This window comes from Blautia massiliensis (ex Durand et al. 2017) (assembly GCF_051861785.1).
Taxonomy (GTDB): Bacteria; Bacillota; Clostridia; order Lachnospirales; family Lachnospiraceae; genus Blautia_A; species Blautia_A luti_A.
The window spans coordinates 2,459,110-2,481,396 of record NZ_CP146725.1 but is presented as its reverse complement, the minus strand read 5'-3'; the positions used below and the strand labels follow the sequence as shown (position 1 = coordinate 2,481,396).

At 44.8% G+C, this 22,287-nt stretch carries 20 protein-coding genes; 3 read left to right on the top strand and 17 right to left on the bottom strand.

Annotation, left to right across the window (positions count from 1 at the left end; translation table 11 throughout):
* Positions 1–198: 198 nt before the first annotated feature.
* Positions 199–465 (top strand): hypothetical protein, encoded by a 267-nt coding sequence (locus V9W66_RS11790; protein ID WP_015526267.1) that lies wholly within the window; start codon positions 199–201, stop codon positions 463–465.
* 193 nt (positions 466–658) lie between these two features.
* Here V9W66_RS11790 and V9W66_RS11785 read toward each other — a convergent pair whose 3' ends face one another.
* The 5 genes from V9W66_RS11785 to V9W66_RS11765 all read right to left on the bottom strand — a co-directional run bounded on the left by V9W66_RS11785 (position 659) and on the right by V9W66_RS11765 (position 6,725).
* Positions 659–1,258 (bottom strand): hypothetical protein, encoded by a 600-nt coding sequence (locus V9W66_RS11785; RefSeq protein WP_022427348.1) that lies wholly within the window; start codon positions 1,256–1,258, stop codon positions 659–661.
* Positions 1,259–1,407: 149 nt separating this feature from the next.
* Complete coding sequence (locus V9W66_RS11780) at positions 1,408–2,796, bottom strand: UDP-N-acetylmuramoyl-tripeptide--D-alanyl-D-alanine ligase (protein ID WP_144095364.1); 1,389 nt, start codon at positions 2,794–2,796, stop codon at positions 1,408–1,410.
* Positions 2,797–2,860: 64 nt separating this feature from the next.
* The gene (locus V9W66_RS11775; RefSeq protein ID WP_144095458.1) at positions 2,861–3,901 is read right to left on the bottom strand and encodes a D-alanine--D-alanine ligase family protein; all 1,041 of its coding nucleotides are present in this window, start codon (positions 3,899–3,901) and stop codon (positions 2,861–2,863) included.
* 67 nt (positions 3,902–3,968) lie between these two features.
* Entirely contained in the window at positions 3,969–5,369 is a 1,401-nt protein-coding gene (locus V9W66_RS11770; protein WP_144095362.1) for a L,D-transpeptidase family protein, read from the bottom strand.
* A 72-nt stretch (positions 5,370–5,441) separates the two neighbouring features.
* Positions 5,442–6,725, bottom strand: a complete 1,284-nt coding sequence (locus V9W66_RS11765; protein ID WP_144095360.1) for an aminotransferase class I/II-fold pyridoxal phosphate-dependent enzyme — start codon at positions 6,723–6,725, stop codon at positions 5,442–5,444.
* 393 nt (positions 6,726–7,118) lie between these two features.
* Between V9W66_RS11765 and V9W66_RS11760 the strand changes: the two genes are divergently transcribed.
* Both V9W66_RS11760 and V9W66_RS11755 read left to right on the top strand, forming a co-directional pair.
* A complete protein-coding gene (locus V9W66_RS11760) occupies positions 7,119–7,982 on the top strand; it encodes a class I SAM-dependent methyltransferase (protein ID WP_144095358.1) in 864 nt (287 codons plus the stop codon).
* A 164-nt stretch (positions 7,983–8,146) separates the two neighbouring features.
* On the top strand, positions 8,147–8,335 hold the full coding sequence (locus V9W66_RS11755) for a hypothetical protein (protein ID WP_015526276.1): 189 nt from the start codon (positions 8,147–8,149) through the stop codon (positions 8,333–8,335).
* 197 nt (positions 8,336–8,532) lie between these two features.
* On the opposite strand, the gene V9W66_RS11750 is transcribed toward V9W66_RS11755, so the two are convergent.
* From V9W66_RS11750 to pstB, 12 genes are all read right to left on the bottom strand, one after another.
* On the bottom strand, positions 8,533–9,459 hold the full coding sequence (locus tag V9W66_RS11750) for a site-specific integrase (RefSeq protein ID WP_144100377.1): 927 nt from the start codon (positions 9,457–9,459) through the stop codon (positions 8,533–8,535).
* A 357-nt stretch (positions 9,460–9,816) separates the two neighbouring features.
* The gene (gene tnpB, locus V9W66_RS11745; RefSeq protein ID WP_439362780.1) at positions 9,817–10,914 is read right to left on the bottom strand and encodes an IS200/IS605 family element RNA-guided endonuclease TnpB; all 1,098 of its coding nucleotides are present in this window, start codon (positions 10,912–10,914) and stop codon (positions 9,817–9,819) included.
* The gene (gene tnpA, locus V9W66_RS11740; protein ID WP_439362779.1) at positions 10,914–11,336 is read right to left on the bottom strand and encodes an IS200/IS605 family transposase; all 423 of its coding nucleotides are present in this window, start codon (positions 11,334–11,336) and stop codon (positions 10,914–10,916) included. Before tnpA ends, tnpB begins: the two co-directional genes overlap by 1 nt.
* 85 nt (positions 11,337–11,421) lie before the next feature.
* A complete protein-coding gene (locus V9W66_RS11735; protein WP_330575365.1) occupies positions 11,422–12,378 on the bottom strand; it encodes an N-6 DNA methylase in 957 nt (318 codons plus the stop codon).
* Between the two features lie 435 nt (positions 12,379–12,813).
* Complete coding sequence (locus V9W66_RS11730; protein ID WP_144094176.1) at positions 12,814–14,262, bottom strand: uracil-xanthine permease family protein; 1,449 nt, start codon at positions 14,260–14,262, stop codon at positions 12,814–12,816.
* Positions 14,263–14,468: 206 nt separating this feature from the next.
* Complete coding sequence (locus V9W66_RS11725; RefSeq protein WP_144094177.1) at positions 14,469–15,845, bottom strand: radical SAM protein; 1,377 nt, start codon at positions 15,843–15,845, stop codon at positions 14,469–14,471.
* A gap of 56 nt (positions 15,846–15,901) precedes the next feature.
* The gene (locus V9W66_RS11720) at positions 15,902–16,456 is read right to left on the bottom strand and encodes an HdeD family acid-resistance protein (protein ID WP_144094178.1); all 555 of its coding nucleotides are present in this window, start codon (positions 16,454–16,456) and stop codon (positions 15,902–15,904) included.
* Positions 16,457–16,656: 200 nt separating this feature from the next.
* Positions 16,657–17,217 (bottom strand): TetR/AcrR family transcriptional regulator, encoded by a 561-nt coding sequence (locus V9W66_RS11715; protein ID WP_144094179.1) that lies wholly within the window; start codon positions 17,215–17,217, stop codon positions 16,657–16,659.
* Positions 17,218–17,372: 155 nt separating this feature from the next.
* Positions 17,373–18,701, bottom strand: a complete 1,329-nt coding sequence (locus tag V9W66_RS11710; protein WP_243121737.1) for a hemolysin family protein — start codon at positions 18,699–18,701, stop codon at positions 17,373–17,375.
* A gap of 262 nt (positions 18,702–18,963) precedes the next feature.
* A complete protein-coding gene (locus V9W66_RS11705; RefSeq protein ID WP_330575366.1) occupies positions 18,964–20,646 on the bottom strand; it encodes a sensor histidine kinase in 1,683 nt (560 codons plus the stop codon).
* Positions 20,647–20,848: 202 nt separating this feature from the next.
* Entirely contained in the window at positions 20,849–21,517 is a 669-nt protein-coding gene (gene phoU, locus V9W66_RS11700) for a phosphate signaling complex protein PhoU (RefSeq protein ID WP_144094181.1), read from the bottom strand.
* Positions 21,518–21,521: 4 nt separating this feature from the next.
* Complete coding sequence (pstB, locus tag V9W66_RS11695) at positions 21,522–22,280, bottom strand: phosphate ABC transporter ATP-binding protein PstB (RefSeq protein ID WP_021652472.1); 759 nt, start codon at positions 22,278–22,280, stop codon at positions 21,522–21,524.
* Positions 22,281–22,287: the final 7 nt, after the last annotated feature.

Genomic DNA, 22,287 nt, shown 5'->3' with positions numbered 1-22,287 from the left:
TTTTTCATAATTTCGTTTATTATAGAGGATTTTTACACATTAGTCAATAAAAGTGAGCACACCTGGTGCATTGTTTTGCGTACAAGCGTTATTGTCCTGTGCTTTACTTTCCCTGCAAAATCCGCTATACTGAAGACCATATCGGACGGATATTCATATTCTGCCGGCTGTGGCAGTTTCAATACGGAGGTACTGTTTATGTTTCGTTTATGGGGAAAAATATGGAAAGACAATCGCATGCTTCAGGACACCGTTGTCTGTGATGACAGCGATGATACCAGAACCCACAAGATCTTTCACGGACTTGAGGAAATCTGTTATCAGATGGATCTGGGAAATCCTATCTGGCTGGATGCCACAGTGCGGGATTTCAAAAAGCATGATAAGGCCCGTTTTTATCAGGATAATTTCATTGAACATATTGAATTCGACTACCTGGAGATCCAGGTGATCGAGGAAGACTGAGTAACATATAAAAGGACGCAGGAAAGCCACGGATGCTTATCCTGCGTTCTCTTTTTACTGTCACACAAAAAAGCTCTCCGGCGGATACAGAGAATCGTATCTGCCGGAGAGTTTTTTTTTGCATCCGGTTCCCTTATTCCGGAATATCTTTGTGTACATTTCTGTATTTTCTCAGATATACCGGGATATGTTTTTACTCTGCATTCATAAACTCCCGTATGATCTCCCGCATGATCTCTTCCTCCTCCGGAGAAAGCATCTTGCTGAAGTGGCTTCCGGTAGCAGCCGTCTGACGGATACTTCTGGTGATCTTATCTACGATCTCTTCCTGCAGAACAGGATCCGGCTTTTCTGCGACCGGTACTTCCTCCACCCAGGTACGGACCTGTTCCACATAATCTGCAAGAGAAGCCATCACAAGCTCTTCCTTATAAGAAAAGTCCAATGCCTGACGAAGAAGAAGCAGTACTACCGGCACTGCCGCCCCTATATAGAGATAAAGCATAGACAATCCTTCCCTGTATCCCAGTCTGCTGTTGAGAAAAACAGACAGTCCAAGAAGAAATGTACAAAACAGTGACGGATACCACACAAATCGGTTCATCCGATGCCAGAGCCTGTCCCTTGACTTCCACAGGTTCAGCCATTTTTCTTTGAGATTCTGTAATCGCTGCGTATTTCGGATCATTCTTCGGTAGGTAAGGTTTGTTGCCAGCATCCCCAGACCGCCGATACATCCCATGGATGTCATGACGTAAAGCGGGATGTTCAGCTTCATGATCATCTCCAGCATAAGCCCTCCCTTTTTCACTGCCGCACAGTGCCTGAGCGTGCTTTTGTTCTTTAGCCGCACTGCTCATCGCCTTAGGAATATTATACTTCTATATAACTTAACTGGAAAGAATTTTCGTTCGTCAAATACTGCCCCTGTTTTCCGTCTTTTTACATTTCCTGCAGTGCTTTGACTACATTTTCAAATTTCATGAAGTGAGAAGCCTTTACGAGGATGGTATCTCCAGGTTTCACATATGTGTTCAGGTTCTTAAGAAGGCTTTCCAGATCTTTTTCCCGGATGACTGTCAGGTCCGGATTGGTCTGAGATGCCTTTTCCGCGATATGGGCTGCAAGTGGTCCTACGCAGATGCATGCATCGATCCTGCACTGACCTGCATGAACGCCTACACCTTCATGAAGTGCAGCTTCATCCGTTCCAAGCTCACCCATATCGCCAAGAATGGCAACCTTTCTTCCAAGTCCGTCCTGAAGAACATCCAGGGAGGCCTTCATGGACATGGGATTTGCGTTGTAGCAGTCATCTACGATCATGAATTTACCGGTCTCGATCATATTGAATCTTCCGCTGACCGGTTCCAGGCTTTCGATGCCATTTTTGATCTGCTCTGCATTCAGTCCGTAAAGTCTGCCCACAGCTGCTGCTGCCAGTGCATTGGATACCATATGGCGTCCTGGCATTGGAATATCTACATGAAATGTCTGGAGCTCTCCGTTCTCTGCCATTTTCCCCTTCAGACAAATGTCACAGCTCATTCCCTTCAGGCCACGGCTTTCCACATTTTCACAGGTAACAGAAGCATTTTCTCCGTTTCCGAAAAATACCGGCTGCATGCCATTGTATTCCTTTACTGTGGAGAGCTTATCATCATCACCGTTAAGTACGATATTTTTCTTCACATACTGAAAAATCTCTGTTTTTGCCTTCAGGACGCCGTCTCTGTCCCCAAGGTTTTCCAGATGGCAGGTTCCGATGTTTGTGATCACGCAGGTGTCCGGTTTTGCGATCTTTGCAAGACGGGTCATCTCACCGAAATCACTGATTCCCATTTCCAGAACTGCGATCTCATCTTCCTCACGAAGGCGGAATACTGTCAGTGGAAGTCCCAGCTCATTGTTGAAATTCCCCTGGGTTTTCAGTGTACGGTATTTTTCCTTCAGCACAGAGGCGATCACCTCTTTTGTGCTGGTCTTTCCAACGCTTCCTGTGATTCCCACAACCGGAATATCAAGCTGCTCCAGATAAAACTCCGCAATGTCTTTTACTGCCTGAAGGGAGGAGCCTACCTGGATATACGGATGATCCGCCCCTTCAAGAGTTCTCTCGGATAAGGTCGCGAGTGCACCTGCTTCCATTACCTGCGGGATAAAACGGTGAGCATCCACACGCTCTCCTACTACCGGTACAAAAAGACCTCCTTTTTCCACCTTACGGCTGTCCGTTGTGATCGCAGTCACTTCCTCCTGAAGTTTTTCCTGCGGGCCGTGGTAAATACCATTGCAGACTTTTGTGATATTTTCCAATGTAAGATTTTTCATGAATAAAATCCTTTCTTTTGCCAGAAACTCCTCCTGTCAACAGGAGGAGTTACGGTCAGATATTTTATTTGCTGTATTTCTTAAAAGAAATGCGGATCAGTTCTTCACAGAGGTCCGGATAGTCGATTCCCAGGACCTTTGCTTCCTGCGGGATCAGACTGGTGGGTGTCATTCCCGGAAGTGTGTTTGCCTCCAGGCAGTACATATCACCGTTTTCTTTCATCATGAAGTCAAAACGTGCATAGCCCTCAATGCAGAGAGCCTTTGCGCCAGCTTCCGCATAATGCTGCATCTTCTCGGTCAGTTCCGGTGAGATCTCAGCCGGACAGGTTTCTACTGTGGAGCCTGCCTGATATTTGTTCTTGTAATCATAAAAGCCCTGCTTCGGTGCGATCTCGATGATCGGATAAGCCTTTCCGTCTACAACTGCAACGGAAAACTCACGGCCCCTGATATACTCTTCAACAACTACCTCATCTTCATAAGAATAAGCACCGTCAATGGCATCCTCATATTCTTTCTGGTTGTTTACAATATAAACACCTACGCTGGAACCACCGCAGCATGTTTTTACAACAACAGGAAATTCCATACCAAGATCATGGATGTTTCTTGTACAGTTTTCTTTCAGCATGGAAACGCCCTTTGGTGTCGGTACCTGATCCATGAGAAAGATCTTCTTGGTGAGGCCCTTATCCATAGCAAGGGCACTGCTTAAATATCCGGTTCCTGTGTAACGGATCCCCAGAAGATCGAAGGTTGCCTGAACCTTTCCATCCTCTCCGTTGGAACCGTGAAGTCCCATAAATACAATGTCTGCTGCCTGACACAATTCCAGTACATTCGGTCCGAAAAAGCTTCTTCTTGTGCGTTTGATCTCTTCGATATCATCATCGAAGCTTCTCATATACTCTGCCGCAGAATCTACCTCATAATCTTTATCTCCAAAGGGTCCATCCCAGTCCACCGGCTCCAGTCCGCAGAAAATATCTACAAGAATGGCATTATGGCCTTTTTTACGAAGTGCCTTGCAGACACCGGTTCCTGTTACGATGGAGATCTCTCTTTCTGTACTGGTTCCGCCTGCCAATACAACGATATTCATACTTTCATCTCCCTTGATGATCTTGTGTTTTCTTTCTTCGTATTCTTTTAATATTTCTTTTAATCTCTTATTCATAAACTACGATCGGTACTCCTACACTAATATTATTATAAATGATTGCCGCCTTATCCTTCGGGGTGTTTACACAGCCATGAGAACCATTTGTGATATAGATCTGCCCGCCATACTGTGAACGCCAGCTTGCGTCATGGATTCCGACTCCTCCGGAAAACGGCATCCAGTATGTAACCGGTGATGCATATCCAGGTCCCTTCAAAACTGCCGGTGAACGCATGGCATCCAGTGCAAAGCATCCGGTTGGTGTGGAATGGCCCTTTCGGACACAGCCGGTAACTACCGGTGTATCTACCAGAAGCTGTCCGTCTTTATAGAATACCATTCTCTGGTTGGTCAGGTCAATCTCTACATATGTATTTCCGATATCATTGGTATCTCTGCAAAGTCCACTGTAAGCATACGCCGGCTGTCTCACTTCTGTAGTTCCTGCAAGAATGGCATTATAAAGCCATTCAGTCTCTGTGGTCTGATTGATAGCCCATCCGTAATCACCGCCCTTGATAGTCTTCTGGCGACCATCGTAGGTGGTAAATGTCCTCGTGCAGCCAAAGGTATCATATTTATATCCCAGGCTGTTCACATAAGCTGCAACCTGATCTTTGTTTACTATATAATCTCCGTTTGCGTCCCTGAGCAGCCAGTCTTTGATGGTATTTCGGTCAAGCTGTTCCGACCGGTCCGAAAAATCATAGGTGATCACGCAGCTGGTAAGCTTGTTCATCTGGTCACAATCTTTTTTCAGAGCTTCATCGTCTTTATATATCGATGGTTTTTTGTAGCAGTTTTTCTTTTCCAGACTGACTGTTTTGTCTCCTGCGGAAACAGCTGCACGGATCACCTTCTGAACCTTTTTTGTATCCAGGGTCGTTCCTTCTTTTTCCGGCTGGATCTCGTAGGTTTCGCCATTATCCTTAATGCATGCGTCTGCAGGCTTTTCCATATTGTCCTTCTGCATGCATTTCAGATTCTTCACAGCCTCTGTCAGCTTGTTCTGATCTTCATAAGCAGTATCCGTTGCCAGTGTATATTTTTTCTTCTGATTAAAAGCAAGGAACCATTTGTACCGGTCCTGTTTCCTGATCAGCTTTTTGGCTCCGCCATCCGGCTTGTAGACCAGGCCGGCTTCTTTTGCGGTAATGCTCTCTTTTCCGTTGTTTCTTGTATCAACGGTAAGAACATATGCCTGCACTTCCTTTGCAAGAAGCTTTTCTGTTTCATCTGCAGTTTTATAGGAGCAGTTAAAACTATTCACCTGAGATCCCGGCAAAAAATGATCTGTAAAATAGTGTACACCATATCCATAAGCCCCTGCTGTAAAGATCAGCAGGATCATGATCAGTGCAATAACCAACTTTTTGCCTGTTTTCATTTTTTCTTTTTCCTCATCCATGAGCTCTCTCCAATAGTTATGACTGCCCGGTATTACGCATGCTGAAATACCGGGCAGTCTGATGTGATCGATTTATTTCTCCAGAAGTTTTTCCACACTTACAAGCTTCACACAGAGAACAAATACCTCTGCTGCCTTGCCAAGCTCCTCAACGCTTGGGTAGCTTGGTGCAATACGGATATTGCTGTCTTTCGGGTCCTTTCCATATGGATAGGTTGCGCCTGCTCCAGTCATAACAACGCCTGCTTCTTTTGCTTTGGCAACGATGGCTTTCGCACAGCCTTCCATAGAATCAAAGGAAATGAAATATCCGCCGTGAGGTTTGGTCCACTCACCGATTCCAAGTCCGGTAAGCTCTTTATCCAGTGTTGCGAGAACAAGCTCGAATTTCGGACGAAGGATGTCTGCGTGTTTCTTCATATGCTCATGCAGTCCGTTGATATCTTTGAAGAAACGAACGTGACGAAGCTGGTTCAGTTTGTCGTGTCCGATGGTCTGTACAGTCATGTATTTGCGGAAGTCATCCAGGTTCGCCTTGGATGCAGCAACTGCTGCGATACCGGAACCAGGGAAGCTTACCTTGGAGGTAGAAGTAAATTTATAAACAATGTCCGGATTTCCTGCTTTCGCACACTCATCAAGGATCTCAAGAAGGAAATCCTGATTGTCATCATAGAGATGATGGATGCTGTAAGCGTTATCCCAGTAAATACGGAAGTCCGGTGCAGCCGGCTTCAGATGCGCAAAACGCTTAACTGTTTCTTCGGAATAAGTGTAGCCCTGCGGATTGGAATATTTCGGAACACACCAGATTCCTTTTACTGCCGGATCTTCATTGACATATTTCTCAACCATGTCCATATCCGGGCCTTCCTGAGTCATCGGAATGTTGATCATCTCAATGCCGAAAAATTCTGTGATACGGAAATGACGGTCGTATCCTGGTACAGGACAGAGGAATTTCACCTTGTCAAGCTTGCACCATGGTGTATTTCCCATTACTCCGTGGGAATAGGAACGTGCAATGGTATCGAACATTACGTTCAGACTGGAATTACCATAGATGATGATGTTCTCTGGCTCTACCTCTGACATCTCGCCGAGAAGTCTCTTGGCTTCCGGGATTCCGTCGATGACTCCATAGTTACGGCAGTCCACACCGGTCTCACATTTCAGATCTGCATCCCCTGCAAGTACTTCCATCATTTTCATGGAAAGATCAAGCTGATCCGGTGCAGGTTTACCACGGGACATATCCAGTGCCAGACCTTCGGCTTTGATCTCGTCGAACTCACGGTCGAATTCTTTCTTTAAATCGAGTAGCTCTTCCCTGCTCATCTCACAATATTTTTTCATAAGTTTGCTTCTCCTCTTTTTGTGCACAGTTTCATATCTGCGGTTGCTGTGTTTCTTCTGTTAACGATTTCTGTCTGTCAGGAATTCTCTGCAAAATCTCTTCCGCAAAAAACAGCCACAGTTTCACGGAAGCGGGAAGCCTCTGCCCCGGCAGAAAATCTCTGCGTACATTTTAGTATGTAAAAGCGCTGTTGTCAAATCTTTCGTGGAAAATCCTGCACTTCTCTTGCACAGCATCCATTTTTCCTCTATACTGGAAAAAACATTATTATGGCGTTTTTATGGATTCATGTCCCGGTCAGCCGGATCTGGTACAGTAATCTCCGGAAATGCTATATAAAAATGATATATATATCTTATAAATTTACTATTATGAAAGAGGTATTGATCATCATGTGGATTGCAGATGGATGGAAAGAATATGAAGTTATTGATACATCAAAAGGAGAAAAGCTGGAGCGCTGGGGGGATTATCTTCTGGTTCGTCCGGACCCGCAGGTAATCTGGGATACTCCCCGCAAAAACCGTGGCTGGAAGCATATGAACGGACATTATCACAGAAGCAGCCGTGGCGGCGGTGAGTGGGAGTTCTTTGATCTGCCTCATCAGTGGGAGCTTCATTACAAGGACCTCACTTTTAATCTGAAGCCTTTCAGCTTCAAGCATACAGGACTTTTCCCGGAACAGGCAGTGAACTGGGACTGGTTCGGTGAAAAGATCCGCAATGCAGGACGCCCGATCAGGGTCTTAAATCTTTTTGCCTATACCGGCGGCGCTACTCTGGCTGCTGCTGCTGCCGGCGCTTCCGTTACTCACGTGGATGCTTCCAAGGGTATGGTGAACTGGGCAAAAGAGAATGCTGCTGCTTCCGGACTTTCCGGTGCGCCGATCCGCTGGCTTGTGGATGACTGCGTGAAGTTCGTAGAGCGTGAGATCCGCAGAGGAAATCATTATGATGCGATCATTATGGACCCGCCTTCTTACGGCCGCGGACCTAAGGGCGAGATCTGGAAGATCGAGGATGCGATCCATCCACTGATCAAGCTTTGTACGAAGATCCTCAGCGATGATCCGCTGTTTTTCCTGGTGAATTCCTATACTACAGGTCTTGCACCGGCTGTGCTGACTTATATGCTGGCTACCGAACTGAAGCCCTGGAAAGGTAGTGTGGAATCTCAGGAAATTGGGCTTCCTGTGACGGAGAGTGGGCTGGTGCTTCCTTGCGGAGCTTCCGGACGGTGGAGTTCCTCCCGGTAGGACCGGGATGTTGTGTTCTGTATTGACAGGATGATGGATTCTACTGTATTGGATGTGAGGCGTTGTGCCGATTTTTATCAGGTATTTCTTTGTATTTTCTGATTATTTGTATTGAAACGCTTTTTTGATAGGTCTATAATATAGAAAAAAGGAGCGTGATCTTTATGAGTACGGAAACTACGAAGGATACTCTTCCTTTTACCTGCACGCCGGCTTATGACCGGGATGCCTGTAAGGGGTGTGTCTGTTCCACCTGCTATGAACAGGAATTTTGTGACCGATGCAGCTCCTGTGTAGAGCAGGGACATCGGAAGGAACGATGCAATGCTTATGAGGGAGCCTACAATTATTGATTAGCTACAATTTATAGCAGCTCCGGAATTCATGTGAAAAAAGGGCCTGTAAAAAAGTGTTGTCTGATTCATTTTTTGCAGGTTCTTTTTTCAATCAGCGTAAGTATTTCTTTTTGTCAGACGCATATCTGCAATCTTTATTTGCTATGTAACTCTATAACAAACAACATTTTCATGATTTTTATTAATATAATACTTTATAAACCGGACAGAGTTCGCATAACCAGGTCCACATCTTTATTTTCCAGTTCCTGAATAATGTGCAGATATGTTTTCTGTGTTGTTGTCATACTGGCATGCCCCAGTCTTCTGGCCACACTGGCAATAGATACCCCGGCAAACAACAGTAATGAGGCATGGGTATGTCTGAGTCCATGAATCGATATTTCTGATATTCCACATTCTTTGCAATGTCTGGTCAGTGCATCATTTACTGTAGAATTATATATCTTTGTTTCACCTACAAAAATCGGTTCGTCCTGGGGGAGTCCCTTTATCAATTCCGAAAACTTAACTACGATCTGCCAGTCAATCTGGATTTTTCTTACAGATGATTTATTTTTTGTTGGCAGAAATCCGCCATCCCCTTTATAATCCCAGGTTTTACTTACAGATAAAGTCTGTCTTGCAAAATCAAAATCTGCCGGTGTGATGGCAAGTGCCTCCGAAAAACGCATGCCGGTCTTTGCAACCAGAAGGATAAAGCAATCCCAATTTACCTGCTCCCCAATGTCCAGATGTGCGATCAGGGTATGAAGTTCAAATTGATTAAGATATTTTATCTTCTTTGCACCTGGTGGTTTTCCTTTGATAATCGCCTTTCTGGTTGGATCACGTTCAATGAGACCTTCGTCTACCGCATCCAGAACCGCACCTTTCAGCTGATGATGAAAATCCAGTGTTGTTTGTCTTTCATGTTCCCTGGCATAGTCATTAAGCAGTTTCTGATACGTTGTACGGGTAAGTTCTGCCACCTGCAGGTCCGGAGCAAGTTTTTTTACCCATTTCAGCGTCATCAGATATTTTGCCATTGTCGCTTCTCTGATCGCACCTCTTTTGTATACTTCTATCCATTGATGATAATACTCGTAAAACAGCTGTTTTTTGTTTACATCATTCTGCATAGGTTATTCCTTTCCAGAAATCACTTACGCTGATATAAGCAATTACAGTATATTATGCAATATTGATCAGCGGCTTTATTTCCTCATCCAGGATCTTACCTAATTCTTCTATACAGCGCCGATTATACTTAAATTTGGGCAAAGGTTTTTCCTGTGCTGCCTTATACCCTGAATAATTAATAGTATTTTTCCCTATCTACCCATCCGCTCTTGACACTCCCCACAGCTAAAGCAGGGGGATTCTTGCTTCTCCCACTACTGCATTGGCAAACACCTTACGGTACTGCAATGTCTTACACAGTGTCCACAAGCTATATTTATACTGTTCCCGTATGCCCTACGGTACAGTTTTTATCTTTATGCAGACTGCATCTGCAGTCCTTTTTTCAGAATATTGATACTTGCATTCGTATCCCGGTCATGAACCCCATGGCATTTGGGACACTCCCAGATACGAATGCCCAGATTTTTTATCCGTGGATTTCTGTAGCCACAACAGCTGCAGGTCTGACTGCTCGGATACATCGTTGGTACTCTGTGAATTTCATTTCCATACCAGCCAGCTTTATATTCCAGCATTTCAAAAAATTTTGCCCAGGAAACACTCGCTATCGATTTTGACAGTTTATGATTCCGGATCATCCCCTTAACATTCAGATCTTCAATACAGATGGTTTGGTTTTCACGCACCAGCATCGTTGACTGTTTCTGCAGGAAATCATTCCGCTGATTGGTTACTTTCTCATACACTCCTGCCACCCTGATCCGCTGCTTCTCGCGGTTATGGGAATCTTTTTGTTTTCGGGAAAGCCTGCGCTGTTCTCTTATGAGTTTTCGCATTGAGCGTTCCAGATATCTGGGATTTGATACCGTATTTCCATTACTGTCGGAGTAGAACGCTTTGATTCCGACATCAATCCCTATCGTTCCGCCAGCATTTGAGCGTGGTTCCGGTTCAAAATCAACATTTAAAACCGCAAAATATTTTCCAGCCGGTGTGTGCTCAATGATCACGTGATTAATCTTTTCCACTTCCATCGACTGCCGTATTTTAACAAATCCAAGTTTCGGAAGTTTGATATATCTTCCCACAATACGAATATTATCTTTTTGATTTACCGTTCTGTATGACTGGAACCGGTTATGTTTACTTTTGAAGGTTGGATAGGAAGCCCGTTTCTCAAAGAAATTCACAAATCCCCGGTCGAGATCCCGCAAAGACTGCTGTAATGCAATGGAATCTGCTGCTTTCAGAAAGGCAAACTCCTCTTGCTTTTTCAGTTCAGTCAGCATGGCGGAAGTCTGGGGATAGCCGATCTTTTCCCCATTTTCATAGCCTTCCTTACGCATGGCAAGTCCCCGGTTGTAGATGAACCGGCAGCATCCCAGGGTCTGATGGATGAAGTTTTTCTGTTCTCTGTTCGGGTAGATCCTAAATTTAATTCCTTTTTGCATTATCCCATCTTATCCTTTTGTCTCTGCGATGTTTTCTGGTTTTCAATATACTGTTTTACTGTTTCCAGCAGAGCACCGCCCAACGTCGATACAAAATAGCTGTTTGTCCAGAGAGTCGGCATTTTCGTTTTAAGATAGGGAAATTCCTGTCTTAAAATTCTGGACGTATAGCCTTTAAATGACTTTACAGCTTTGTGGATGCCAAACTGAGGATCTACTTCCAAAAGCATATGAACATGGTCTGGCATGATCTCCATTTCCAGAATGTCTACAGAAAGATTTGCAGCATACTCTGTGAGCAGCTCCTTCAGCCGGACGTCCACACCGTTAATTAATACTTTTCGTCTATACTTTGGACACCATACTACATGGTATTTACAGGAATAGACGACATTGTTGTTTGATTTATATGTTGTGTTCATATTTATATTATACTATGGTTTGCCAGTTAATACAATTACTATTTTGTCCATCTTCAATTACTTGCATAAATTCGATGGACGCGTCTTATATCCCCATAGCGGAAGCAAGGGGTTTTACGACGCATTGGATAAGGAGGATAAGTACCATATTAAAATCTGTTTCTTCTCCTGTTGGCCAGTCTTCATCCAGGGTATCTCCATTGCGGAGGTTCTGATTTTCCGGTGAGATTCCATGAAGAAACATATTCATTCTGGCCAGATTATAGGTAGATGTATTCAGCTCCTGGCCGTAATATTTAATATATTCCGGTTTCTCCGCATATTTTTTTGCATTCAGTAGAAGGGAACCGGATCCCATACAGGGATCATAAACAGACAGACCTCTTTTATCCTCCTGCCCTGCAATAGCAATTTGAGTCAGTATCTTGGATACTGCCTGGGGAGTATAGAATTCTCCTGCTTTCTTTCCTGTCTCTGACGCAAACTGTCCGATCAGATATTCATAAGCATTTCCAAGAATCTCCGCATCTGTGTTCAACAAGTCTGCTTTATCGATTTCTCTGATCAGACTGGCAATCGTGTCACTCTGTTTCTGATCGCCCGCTCCCAGGCGGTTGGAATACAGATCAATATCCGCAAACAGATCCGCAAATATAGGATCACTCTGCTCAATATTGTTAAATGCCTTCTGTAACTGCTCACGGTTAAATATATTATTTCTGGCTGCATCTGCAAAGCAGGTATACGTAAGTTCCGGCTCAATGATATAATGGCATTCATCCTTCATTTCCTTTATCAGCTCATCGGCATCTTCACCCTGCAGTTCTTCCACATAAACGTCTAACGCCTCTTTTAATGATTCCGGTTTATCATCACAGATCATGTCATATACCTTGATCAAAAAAGAATCTGACAAATATTTATAAAAAACAATACCAAGCAAATAATTTTTATATTCATTGGCATCCATTTTGGATCGAAGTATATCCGCCCCACTCCACAATACACTGATCAGATCCTTACTGTTTTCCTGCTCTGCCATGTTATTTATCCTCCAGCTTTTAAAATCATATCTTATAACACAGTATACCATAGCCAAACAAACTACGTCACATATTTTTAACCAATCCAATTCCCAGGGAACAGGCCCGCAAGTGGGCCGCCTTCCCGTCCACCACCCAACAGGTCGGCACAACGCTTCACATCCAACACAGTAGAATCCATCATCCCGCCAATACAGAATCACATTCCACAACGCAGAACAGCGGCGTGGCCAGGAGGGGAAGAGTGCGAGAAGGGGAGACGGCCTTCGCTAACTCCGAGTGCTTCCCCTTCTCGCAAATTTCCGCCTTCCAAAAGGCCGAACCTTTATCCTAAAAATAAAAAAAAATAAAAACATATAAAAAAAAGACCGTCAGACCAATAAAGTCCAACAGTCTCAAAAAAAGAAAAAAACTCTTTTTATTCTTACACTTTCTTATTTATTCTTAACTTTCTCCAGCATCTCCTCAGCTCTCTCAATCTCGCTCTTCTCATCCTTCGGAAGAACAATATTAAGAATAATCGCAAATACCGCTGCCGGAACAATACCGGAACCGCCGAAGATCAGGCTGATCGCCTGTGGCAGATGCACCAGGATCGCTGTATTGGAGCCAAGTCCATAACCAAGACCAAGTGCTACGGAAACGATCGTAACATTTCTCGGTCCGATCGGCCACTTGGTAATTAACTGGATACCGCTGACAACAATGGATGAGAACATCATAACAGCAGCGCCGCCAAGAACACTCTGCGGCATGATGGAGATCAGTGCAGCAAGCTTCGGGAACAGTCCGCATGCGATCAGGAAGATTCCTCCTGTAGCGATACAGAAACGGTTTACAACCTTATTCATTGCAACCAGACCAACGTTCTGGCTGAAGGATGTGTTCGGAAGCACACCGAACAGTGCTGCAAAGGAAGATCCAAGTCCGTCACACATAACACCACCGGAAAGCTCTCTGTCTGTAGCCTCTCTTCCAAGACCACCCTCTGTGATTCCGGAAATATCACCAACTGTTTCAACTGCAGTTACAATAAACATGATCAGGATCGGCACGATCGCACGCGCGTCAAATACCCATTTTACAGGCATCAGTGCCGGTACCGCAAACCATTTTGCCTGAGCAACCTTGTCCCAGTTGAGAACCCAGGCCTTTGTAGCCTCCACAGTAGCACCTGTGTCATCTACATATGTAAATGTTGTTGGAAGTACCATAGCCATGATACTTACCAGAATGTATCCCACGATAATACCGATGAGGATTGAAGAAAAGCTTGTGAAGCCTTTTGTTCCATGCTTCAGTACAATGATCACGATCAGAACTACAAAGCCTACGAAAAGGTTTTCAAGAGAACCGTAATCCTTGGCGGAGCTTCCGCCACCGAAAGAGCTGATTCCCACACCGATCAGTGAAAGACCGATTGAAAGTACAACCGTACCTGTTACAACAGATGGGAAAAATTTTCTTAAGGGCTTCAGAAAGCTTCCCAGAACAGTCTCAAAAAGACCGCCGATAAAGCTGGCTGCCATGATCGAACCATAGGCAACGACACCATTTCCCATAACTCCGGCAACACTCTGACATACGCCGATGAAGCCTGAACTTGTTCCCATAACGATAGGAAGCTTGCCACCGACCGGTCCGATCGTAAAGACCTGTACAAGTGTAACAATTCCTGCGATCAGCATTGCATTCTGAAGTAATGCAACCTGAAGATCCCCTCCTGCTTCGATCCCGCAGGCAGCTGTGATGATCAGAAGCGGGGTAAGATTACCCACAAACATGGCAAGCACGTGCTGCAGTCCAAGGGGAATTGCCACCTTAAGAGGTGGGCGTCCGTCCAGCTCATAAGGGCTGGCTGTGTTTTTCTCCTGTTTTTCCATAATGAATCCATCCTTTCTTTCCCTATGTCCTGACGATAACATAAAAAAGAAGGCAGTTATACCCACTGCTGAATATAACCGCCCTGTTATCTGTCAGTACACGTATCGTGTCTCTTCTGTTTTGACACTCTTATCTGAACTGTTATTTCAGACTCCTGAAAAACGGGTTCATTATACAGTATCCCAACATCTATATCAAGTGTTAATTAACAAGTTGTTGATTTTTTTGCAGCTTTTTTTGCCTGGCTCTCACTCCAGAGCTCATCGGCCTGTTTCTTCCATACCTCGGCATAGTGATCACACTTTGCACAGAGATGCTCCGCTGTTTCCGGAGACTGAAGATCTGTAGATTTCGCTCCTGCACGTTCAACCATCTTGCGGAGAAGTTCAGGATTTTCAAGCATCGGACATGGACGAAGCATGTTCTTGTTAAACGGCTGACCCTTGTGATACTCCATAAAGATCGGGCTCTTCAGCGCCTCAAGGAGTGTACATTCTTTAATGTTCGCATTGGAGAAATGAATGAATACACAGGGATCAATATCCCCGTTTGCATTGATATGGAGGTAACGACGGCCACCTGCGATACATCCGCCTACATACTCTGCATCGTTCTGGAAGTCCATAGTGAAAAGAGATTTTGTGGCACGGAATCTGCGGACGCTGTCGTACATTTTGATTCTCTGCTCCGGTGTGGGAAGGAGATCTGCTGCTGCATCATTTCCAACCGGCATATAGTGGAAGAACCATGCAAAATAAGCTCCGCACTCGATCAGATGGTCAAAATACTCCTCACTGCTTACTGCGTCTACGTTTGCGGATGTGTAGCATGTGGAAACACCGAACGGAAGGCCGTGGCTCTTCAGAAGCTCCATGGCGTGCATAACCTTCTGATATACACCATCACCACGACGTCCGTCTGTAGTTGCCTCTGTTCCCTCAAGGCTGATAGCCGGAACGAAGTTTTTCACACGGAGCATTTCCTGACAGAATTCTTCGTCAATAAGAGTTCCGTTTGTGAAGGAAAGGAACTCGCAGTCCGGATTCATCTCACAGATCTTAATGAGTTCCTTTTTGCGAACCAGTGGCTCACCGCCTGTGTAGATGTACATATAGGTTCCCAGTTCTTTACCCTGTTTTACGATAGAATCGATGGTCTCAAGATCCAGGTTCAGCTTGTGGCCATACTCTGCTGCCCAGCATCCTGTGCAATGAAGGTTACATGCGCTGGTAGGATCAAGAAGAATTGCCCACGGTACATTGCAGTCATTCTCTTCTGATACCTTTTCCTGCGTTGCGCTTCCCTTAAGACTGGCATTTACAATAAAGTTACGGAAAAATGTCTGGCGTACGCCTGCATCCAGCTGATACATACGAAGGATCAGCTGATACCAGTTGTCCTTTGCCTCGATGGAGTGACGGATCGCATTTCTCTGTCCTGCATACCAGCCATCCGGTGTTACTTTATCAACCATTTCCATGATCTTCGGTATGTTTGTCTCCGGATCCTTCTCAAGATAATCCAGTGCTTTTGTTACGGTAGCTGCGATCGCTGCCTGTTTTGCTTTGTCTACGATTCCCATACTCTATTTCCTCCTGTGTTATTATCTAAAGTGATTGGTTATTTTTATGTTTATGTTTAAAGCCGACTCTTGATGATCTTGATCGTCAGGATCCCGACCCATAGATTGAGGATCCCTTCCAGTAAAATGGAAAATCCTACCAACACCATCATCATAGCTGCTGCTTCAAATGGTCTGATAAAAACCAGAACTCCGATCACTCCGGTGACCAGTGCGATCAGCAGGATCTGCCACCACAACGCCAGACCGAATCTCTTCGCATCTACAGACATCTGGATCTTAAACAGGGCATCTGCCAGGATCAGGATTCCAAACACGGAAAAAATAAGATACACTGCGAAATTTTTTCTGGCTATCAGGATCACTCCCACTGCCATCAGCAGGATTCCGAAAGCCAGATCAAACTGAAATGCCAGACAGAAAGCATCTCTCGTGAAATATCCGCTGATCTTAATAGCTCCGTACAGGATCAGCATGATTCCCATGAGCACGCACAGCATTTTTACAGAGCTTTTGGGCCTTGCCATCAGAAAAATACCCAGCACGCAGAACAGTAATGACATGACGATGTAGATGTTTTTTACAAGCTTCAGCTTTTTCAGGTCATCCATACGTTCCCTCCTTGACAATTTTTTCTCATTTATTGTACTGAATTATACATCGCTGTGTCGTTTAAAAAAACAGACAAAAAAGAGCCAGTGCCTAAATTTCAGACACCGGCTCAGAATTAACCGTTTCTATACCTTAATAATATTCGAGGACATTCCTGTTCTACAGTAAATGGATATTTTTAATCTTCATTTAGTTGAAATCATAGCTTTTCTTTCAGATTTTTGTACTGACTCTCAAGGCTCTTCTCATAAATATACTCCAGCTTATGCATATCTGACAGGATATCATAATCCATATCATGCCGCAGCCAGTCCAGGATCACTCCCACAAATACGCATTTATAATACCGGCTTATAAGATGCCTATCTTCCTGATCCATTTCAAAGTCTCCAACTGCTCTGCTGATCAATTCCTCCACCACACGCTCTGCGGCATGGTCCAGATAATCGGCGAATACATCTCTCTGAATCGAACGGTACAGATGTATCATGGCTTTTTTGTTCTTCTGAACTGCATTGACAAGAATTTCCATACAGTCGCTGACTGATTCCGGCACTTTCTGATTCTTCAGGATATCCACCAGTTCTTCCCCTACCATTGCCTCCACCGCATCCGGAATATCCCTGAAATGGTAGTAAAATGTATTCCGGTTTACTCCACAGCGTTCCACGATGTCCTTTACCGTGATCTTGGACAGTGGTTTTTCGTTCATAAGTTCCGTCAGCGTATGCAGTATGATCCGTCTTGTAAAACTTGGCATTTTCTCTCCCTCATCACAAGCTTTCCTCGGGTTATCTCCTTATTATGTCACAAAATTAACACTCTTTCAAGCGACAACATGTTAGAAAATGTCCATAAATCCCCAAAAATCTTCCTCTCAATAACTGTCCCATAACCTGGCTGAACAAGGTTTTGTCAGATCTCTTCTTTCTGTTCCTGCACTTTTTTCTCTGGCTGAACATGAACGATCCCCTCCACAACGGTATGGTTTCTGACCTGATTTACCACAATATCCAGGTTTTTCCAGCTGCATCGGAACTGTTCTCCGTCCTCCGGTACACGTTCCAGAACTCCGCAGACAAAGCCGCTGAAGGTATCATATTTTTCTACAGGAAGCTCCACATTTATGACCTCTGCCACATCATCCAGGATCGCTCCTCCCTGTATTTTCCAGATATGTTCTCCTGTCTTCTCAATATCATCCGGCTTCGGCAGATCTGTCCTGTCGTCAATATCTCCCACCAGCGTCTCCACAAGATCATGCAGAGTGACAATTCCCACAAAGCAGCCGTATTCATCCAGCACTACTGCAAAATAATCCCGTTTCTCCCTCATTTCCCGGAAGATCAGGTTGGCACGCATGGATTCCGGTACAAAAAACGGTGAATAACAGGCATGCTGCAGAACAGCTTCTCTGGATCTGTCATCCAGACGGAAATAATCTCTGGTGTCCAGAATATGGATAATATCATCCTGGTCTTCCCCGCATACCGGATAAAAGGTGTGACGGTTCTCTCTGATGATCCGTTCCCATTCCTCATCTGAATCCCCCATATAGAGGACAACCACATCTCTTCTGTGTGTACAGATCTCATCTGCCGCAGTATCATCCAGGTCAAAAACATTCTGGATCATCTCGCTTTCTTCCTGCTGGATGCTGCCCTGTTCATTTCCCTCTGTAAGCAGCATACGGATCTCTTCCTCTGTGGCCTGCTCCTCTTTTTCTTCCGGTTTGATCCCCATCAGATACAGCACACCATTGGCAGTTACTGTCAGAAGTGCAGTAGCCGGCCAGACTGCAATCATCGCGATCTTAAGAAGTCCTGCCAGACGCAGAGACAGCTCATCCGGATTTTTCATTCCCAGACGTCTTGGCACCAGTTCTCCGAACAGAAGACTTACATAGGAAAGCAGTATGGTCACAATGATCATGCATACGATCTTCAGAACATTCTGTGGTACATCTATCCCTGTCTTTATCAGTGCCTCTGTCATCGGCTGTGCAAAATATTCTGCCGCAAAAGCGCTTTGCAGAAATCCTGCCGTAGTTACCGTTACACGGATCGCTGTCATAAAATGTGCCGGCTGTTCTGTAAGCTTTATCAAAATCTGCACCCGGTGATCTCCCTCTTCTGCCAGCTCCTTCATCTTCGCTTCATTCATGGACAGAACTGCCATTTCCGCACCTGCGAAAACAGAATTCAGAAAGATCAGGAACACCAGTAAAACAATTGCCTGTATCATATTTTTATTCCCCTCAGTATAGTCGTCCGGAATTATTCCGAACCAATTATAATACAGAAAGCGGACCGTTATCATCCGCTTTCCTGTTGCTTATTCTGATTATTATTACATAAGATAGCATAACCCTTCCGGTCTGTCAAACCATCAACCTCCAACCAGCAATATACTATGATATAAAAAACAGCAGATACATACAACAGAACGGCCTTTTATCTTCCACTCTGCTGCATGCCTGTGAACATCATCGCTGCACGACCTATGTTCACTCTGCTGCTTCCTTTTCCATATGATGTTTCGGAAATTCCATAATGACCTCGGTTCCCTGTCCCGGTTCACTGTTAAGCCACAGCCTGCCGTTCAGAGTTTTTACCCCGTGCTTCACAATGGAAAGGCCAAGGCCGGTTCCGCCGATTTCCCTGGAATGGCTTTTGTCCACCCGATAAAAGCGTTCAAAAATGCGTTCCTGATCTTCCTTCGGAATACCGATTCCTGTATCCCGCACATTCACGCGAACTGCATCCTCGCCATCCTTCAGTCTCACAAAGACCTCTCCACCCCGGCGGTTATATTTGACAGCATTATCGCAGACATTATAGAGAACCTCTTCCATGATCGTCGGCACTGTATCCAGCACTGTACTTCCGCCTTCCATATACATATGCACTTCCTGCTTTTCGGCAGCTTCATGTAAGGTAGAAAAAATATCATGAGTCAGACTGTAAAGATCCAGTTTTTCCCACTGATACGGCAATCCGCCCTCATCCAGACAGGAGATCCGGATCACATCCCCAACCAGACGGATCAGTCTCTGCGCTTCCTTATAGATGCGTCCTGCAAAAACCTTCACATCCTCATCCTTCACAAATCCGTCCTGCATGATCTCAGCAAATCCGGAAATGGAAGTCAGCGGCGTCTTCAGTTCATGGGAAACATTGGCGGAAAATTCTCTTCGCAGCTGTTCCCTTTCTACTTTTTCGGTCACATCCACCAGAAGGATCACCGCACCCTCTGTCTTATTTTCTCTTGTGACAGGATTGGCGATCACCTGAATCTCACTGCCATCCAGACGAAGGATCTTGTTCTCATGCTTTCCTTCAAGGACTTGCCCAACGACACCTCGAAACTCCTCCGAGCGGTTCAGAAGATATACACTTTCTCCTGTTTTGATCTCCTTTACCTTAAGAAGCTTTCCCACACTGGAGTTGACAGAAAGTACCATGGTATAACGGTCGATCACAAGAAGTCCCTCCTGCATGTTCTCCGTGATAATAGAAAATTCTTTCTGCTGTCTTCTGGCTGCCTCAAGCTGCAGACGGATCTGCCGGCTCTGTCTGCCGATCTTGCTGAGAAGCGGCTGTACCTCATCATAGGCATCATTCTCCTCCGGATGCTCCAGATCAAGTTCATTAAGAGGTTCCACAACCTTCCCGGAAAGCCTGGATGCAAATATACCGGACAGGATCAACATAAGGATCAGTACCGTGATCAAAGGGGGAAGAAGCTGCAGGAGCAGCATCCATACAGAAGCCTGGTTACTGGAAACTCTCAGCACATTGCCATTTTCAAGGCGTACTGCATAATACATGGTTTTTTCGGAAAGCGTGGATGACATTCTTTCATCTTTACCTTCTCCGTTGATCTCTGCTTCACGGATCTCCTTGCGATGTCCGTGATTATCCATGCTTTCCACATTTGCCTCATTGTCGTAGATAACTTTTCCACTTTCATCCACATAGGTGATCCTGGAGTCCTCATCATTCAGCTGCTGCAGATAATCCGTCCCGGCACTTTCCACACCTCCGGAAATATACACGGCTTCTTTTTTCAGCTCATCCATCAGCTGTCCCTGAAAATAGTGATACAGGATCCCAACGATAAATGCCAGTCCCAGTACTGTGATCAGGGATGAAACCAGCATGATATACTTGAATATTTTTTTACTCAAAATTCAGCCCTTTCCTTTCTCCGAAATCTGTACAGTATTTTACAAAACCAATGTAAAAATAATTATCTGAAAAAAGTTAAATCCTTGTAAATTTCCTCACATTATAAAAAATGCCGTGATATCCTTTCAATACCACAGCACTTTTTTTGCAATAATGCAACTCTTTGCAATCTGCTCTTACTTATTTCTATTCCTCAACAAACTAGTTATCTGTATGGCTGGAACCACTTCTGTGGTTTCCTGTGATGGAATATTCCACCCACTCTGCGATGTTTACAGCGTGATCACCGATACGCTCAAAATATTTTGCAGCCATAAGGATATCCAGACCGATGCTTGCATCCGGCTTTCCGTTATTCAGAACCTCGGCCAGCTTTTCCTTAATATCATTGAAAGCATCGTCCACCTTATCATCATCGTCAATAACCTTTCTGCAAAGCTCAAGATCACCCTTTACAAAGGCATCGATGCTTTCTGTAACCATCCGGACAGTATCCTCTGCCATCTTCCGGATATTAATGATATCTCCGGTAACTGCTTTGTCCTCGATATGCTTGGACAGATCCGCAATATCTGCTGCCTGGTCACCGATGCGTTCCATATCGGAGATCATCTTCAGCGCTGCGGAAATGGACCGCAGATCTCCAGCTACCGGATGCTCATGAAGAAGAAGCTTCATGCAGAGATTTTCGATCTCTCTTTCCTGTGCGTCGATCTCTTTTTCCGTCTCAAAGATCTTGCCAATGAGAGTCATCCCGCCTTCACCCTGAATAGTTTTGGCAGAAAGTGAAATTGCTTTTTCGCAGAGACTTCCCATGGTGATCAGTTCCACGTGAAGCTCTTCCAGCTGTCTTACAAAACGTTCTGACATAATATCAACCAAACCTTCCTGTAATATAATCCTCTGTACGCTTATCTGCCGGCATGGAGAACAGCTTGTCTGTATCCGCAAATTCCACAACCTCACCAAGAAGGAAAAATGCTGTCTTGTCGGAGATACGGGTTGCCTGCTGCATGTTATGTGTGACCATAACAATGGTGTAATCCTTTTTAAGCTCTACTGCCAGATCCTCGATCTTGGAAGTGGAGATCGGGTCCAGGGCAGATGTGGGCTCATCCATAAGAAGCACCTCCGGCTGTACTGCCAGGGCACGGGCAATGCAGAGACGCTGCTGCTGTCCGCCTGACATTCCAAGAGCACTTTTTTTCAGGCGGTCCTTGACCTCATCCCAGATTGCCGCATCACGGAGAGATTTTTCCACGATCTCATCCAGCTTCGCCTTGGAACGGATGCCGTGTGTTCTCGGACCGTATGCAATATTATCATAAATGCTCATCGGGAACGGATTGGGCTTCTGGAATACCATTCCCACACGTTTACGCAGAAGATTCACGTCCATATCTCCGTAAATATCTTCCCCGTCAAGCTCTACCTTTCCTGTAATGGAACAGCCTTCCACAAGGTCGTTCATACGGTTTAAGGATTTCAGAAGTGTGGATTTACCACAGCCGCTTGGTCCGATAAATGCTGTGATCTCTTTTTCCGGGATTTCCATATTGATTCCCTTCAGGGCATGAAAGTTTCCGTAATGGAGATTCATATTGTCAATTGAAATTTTTGTATTTTCACTCATGATCGAT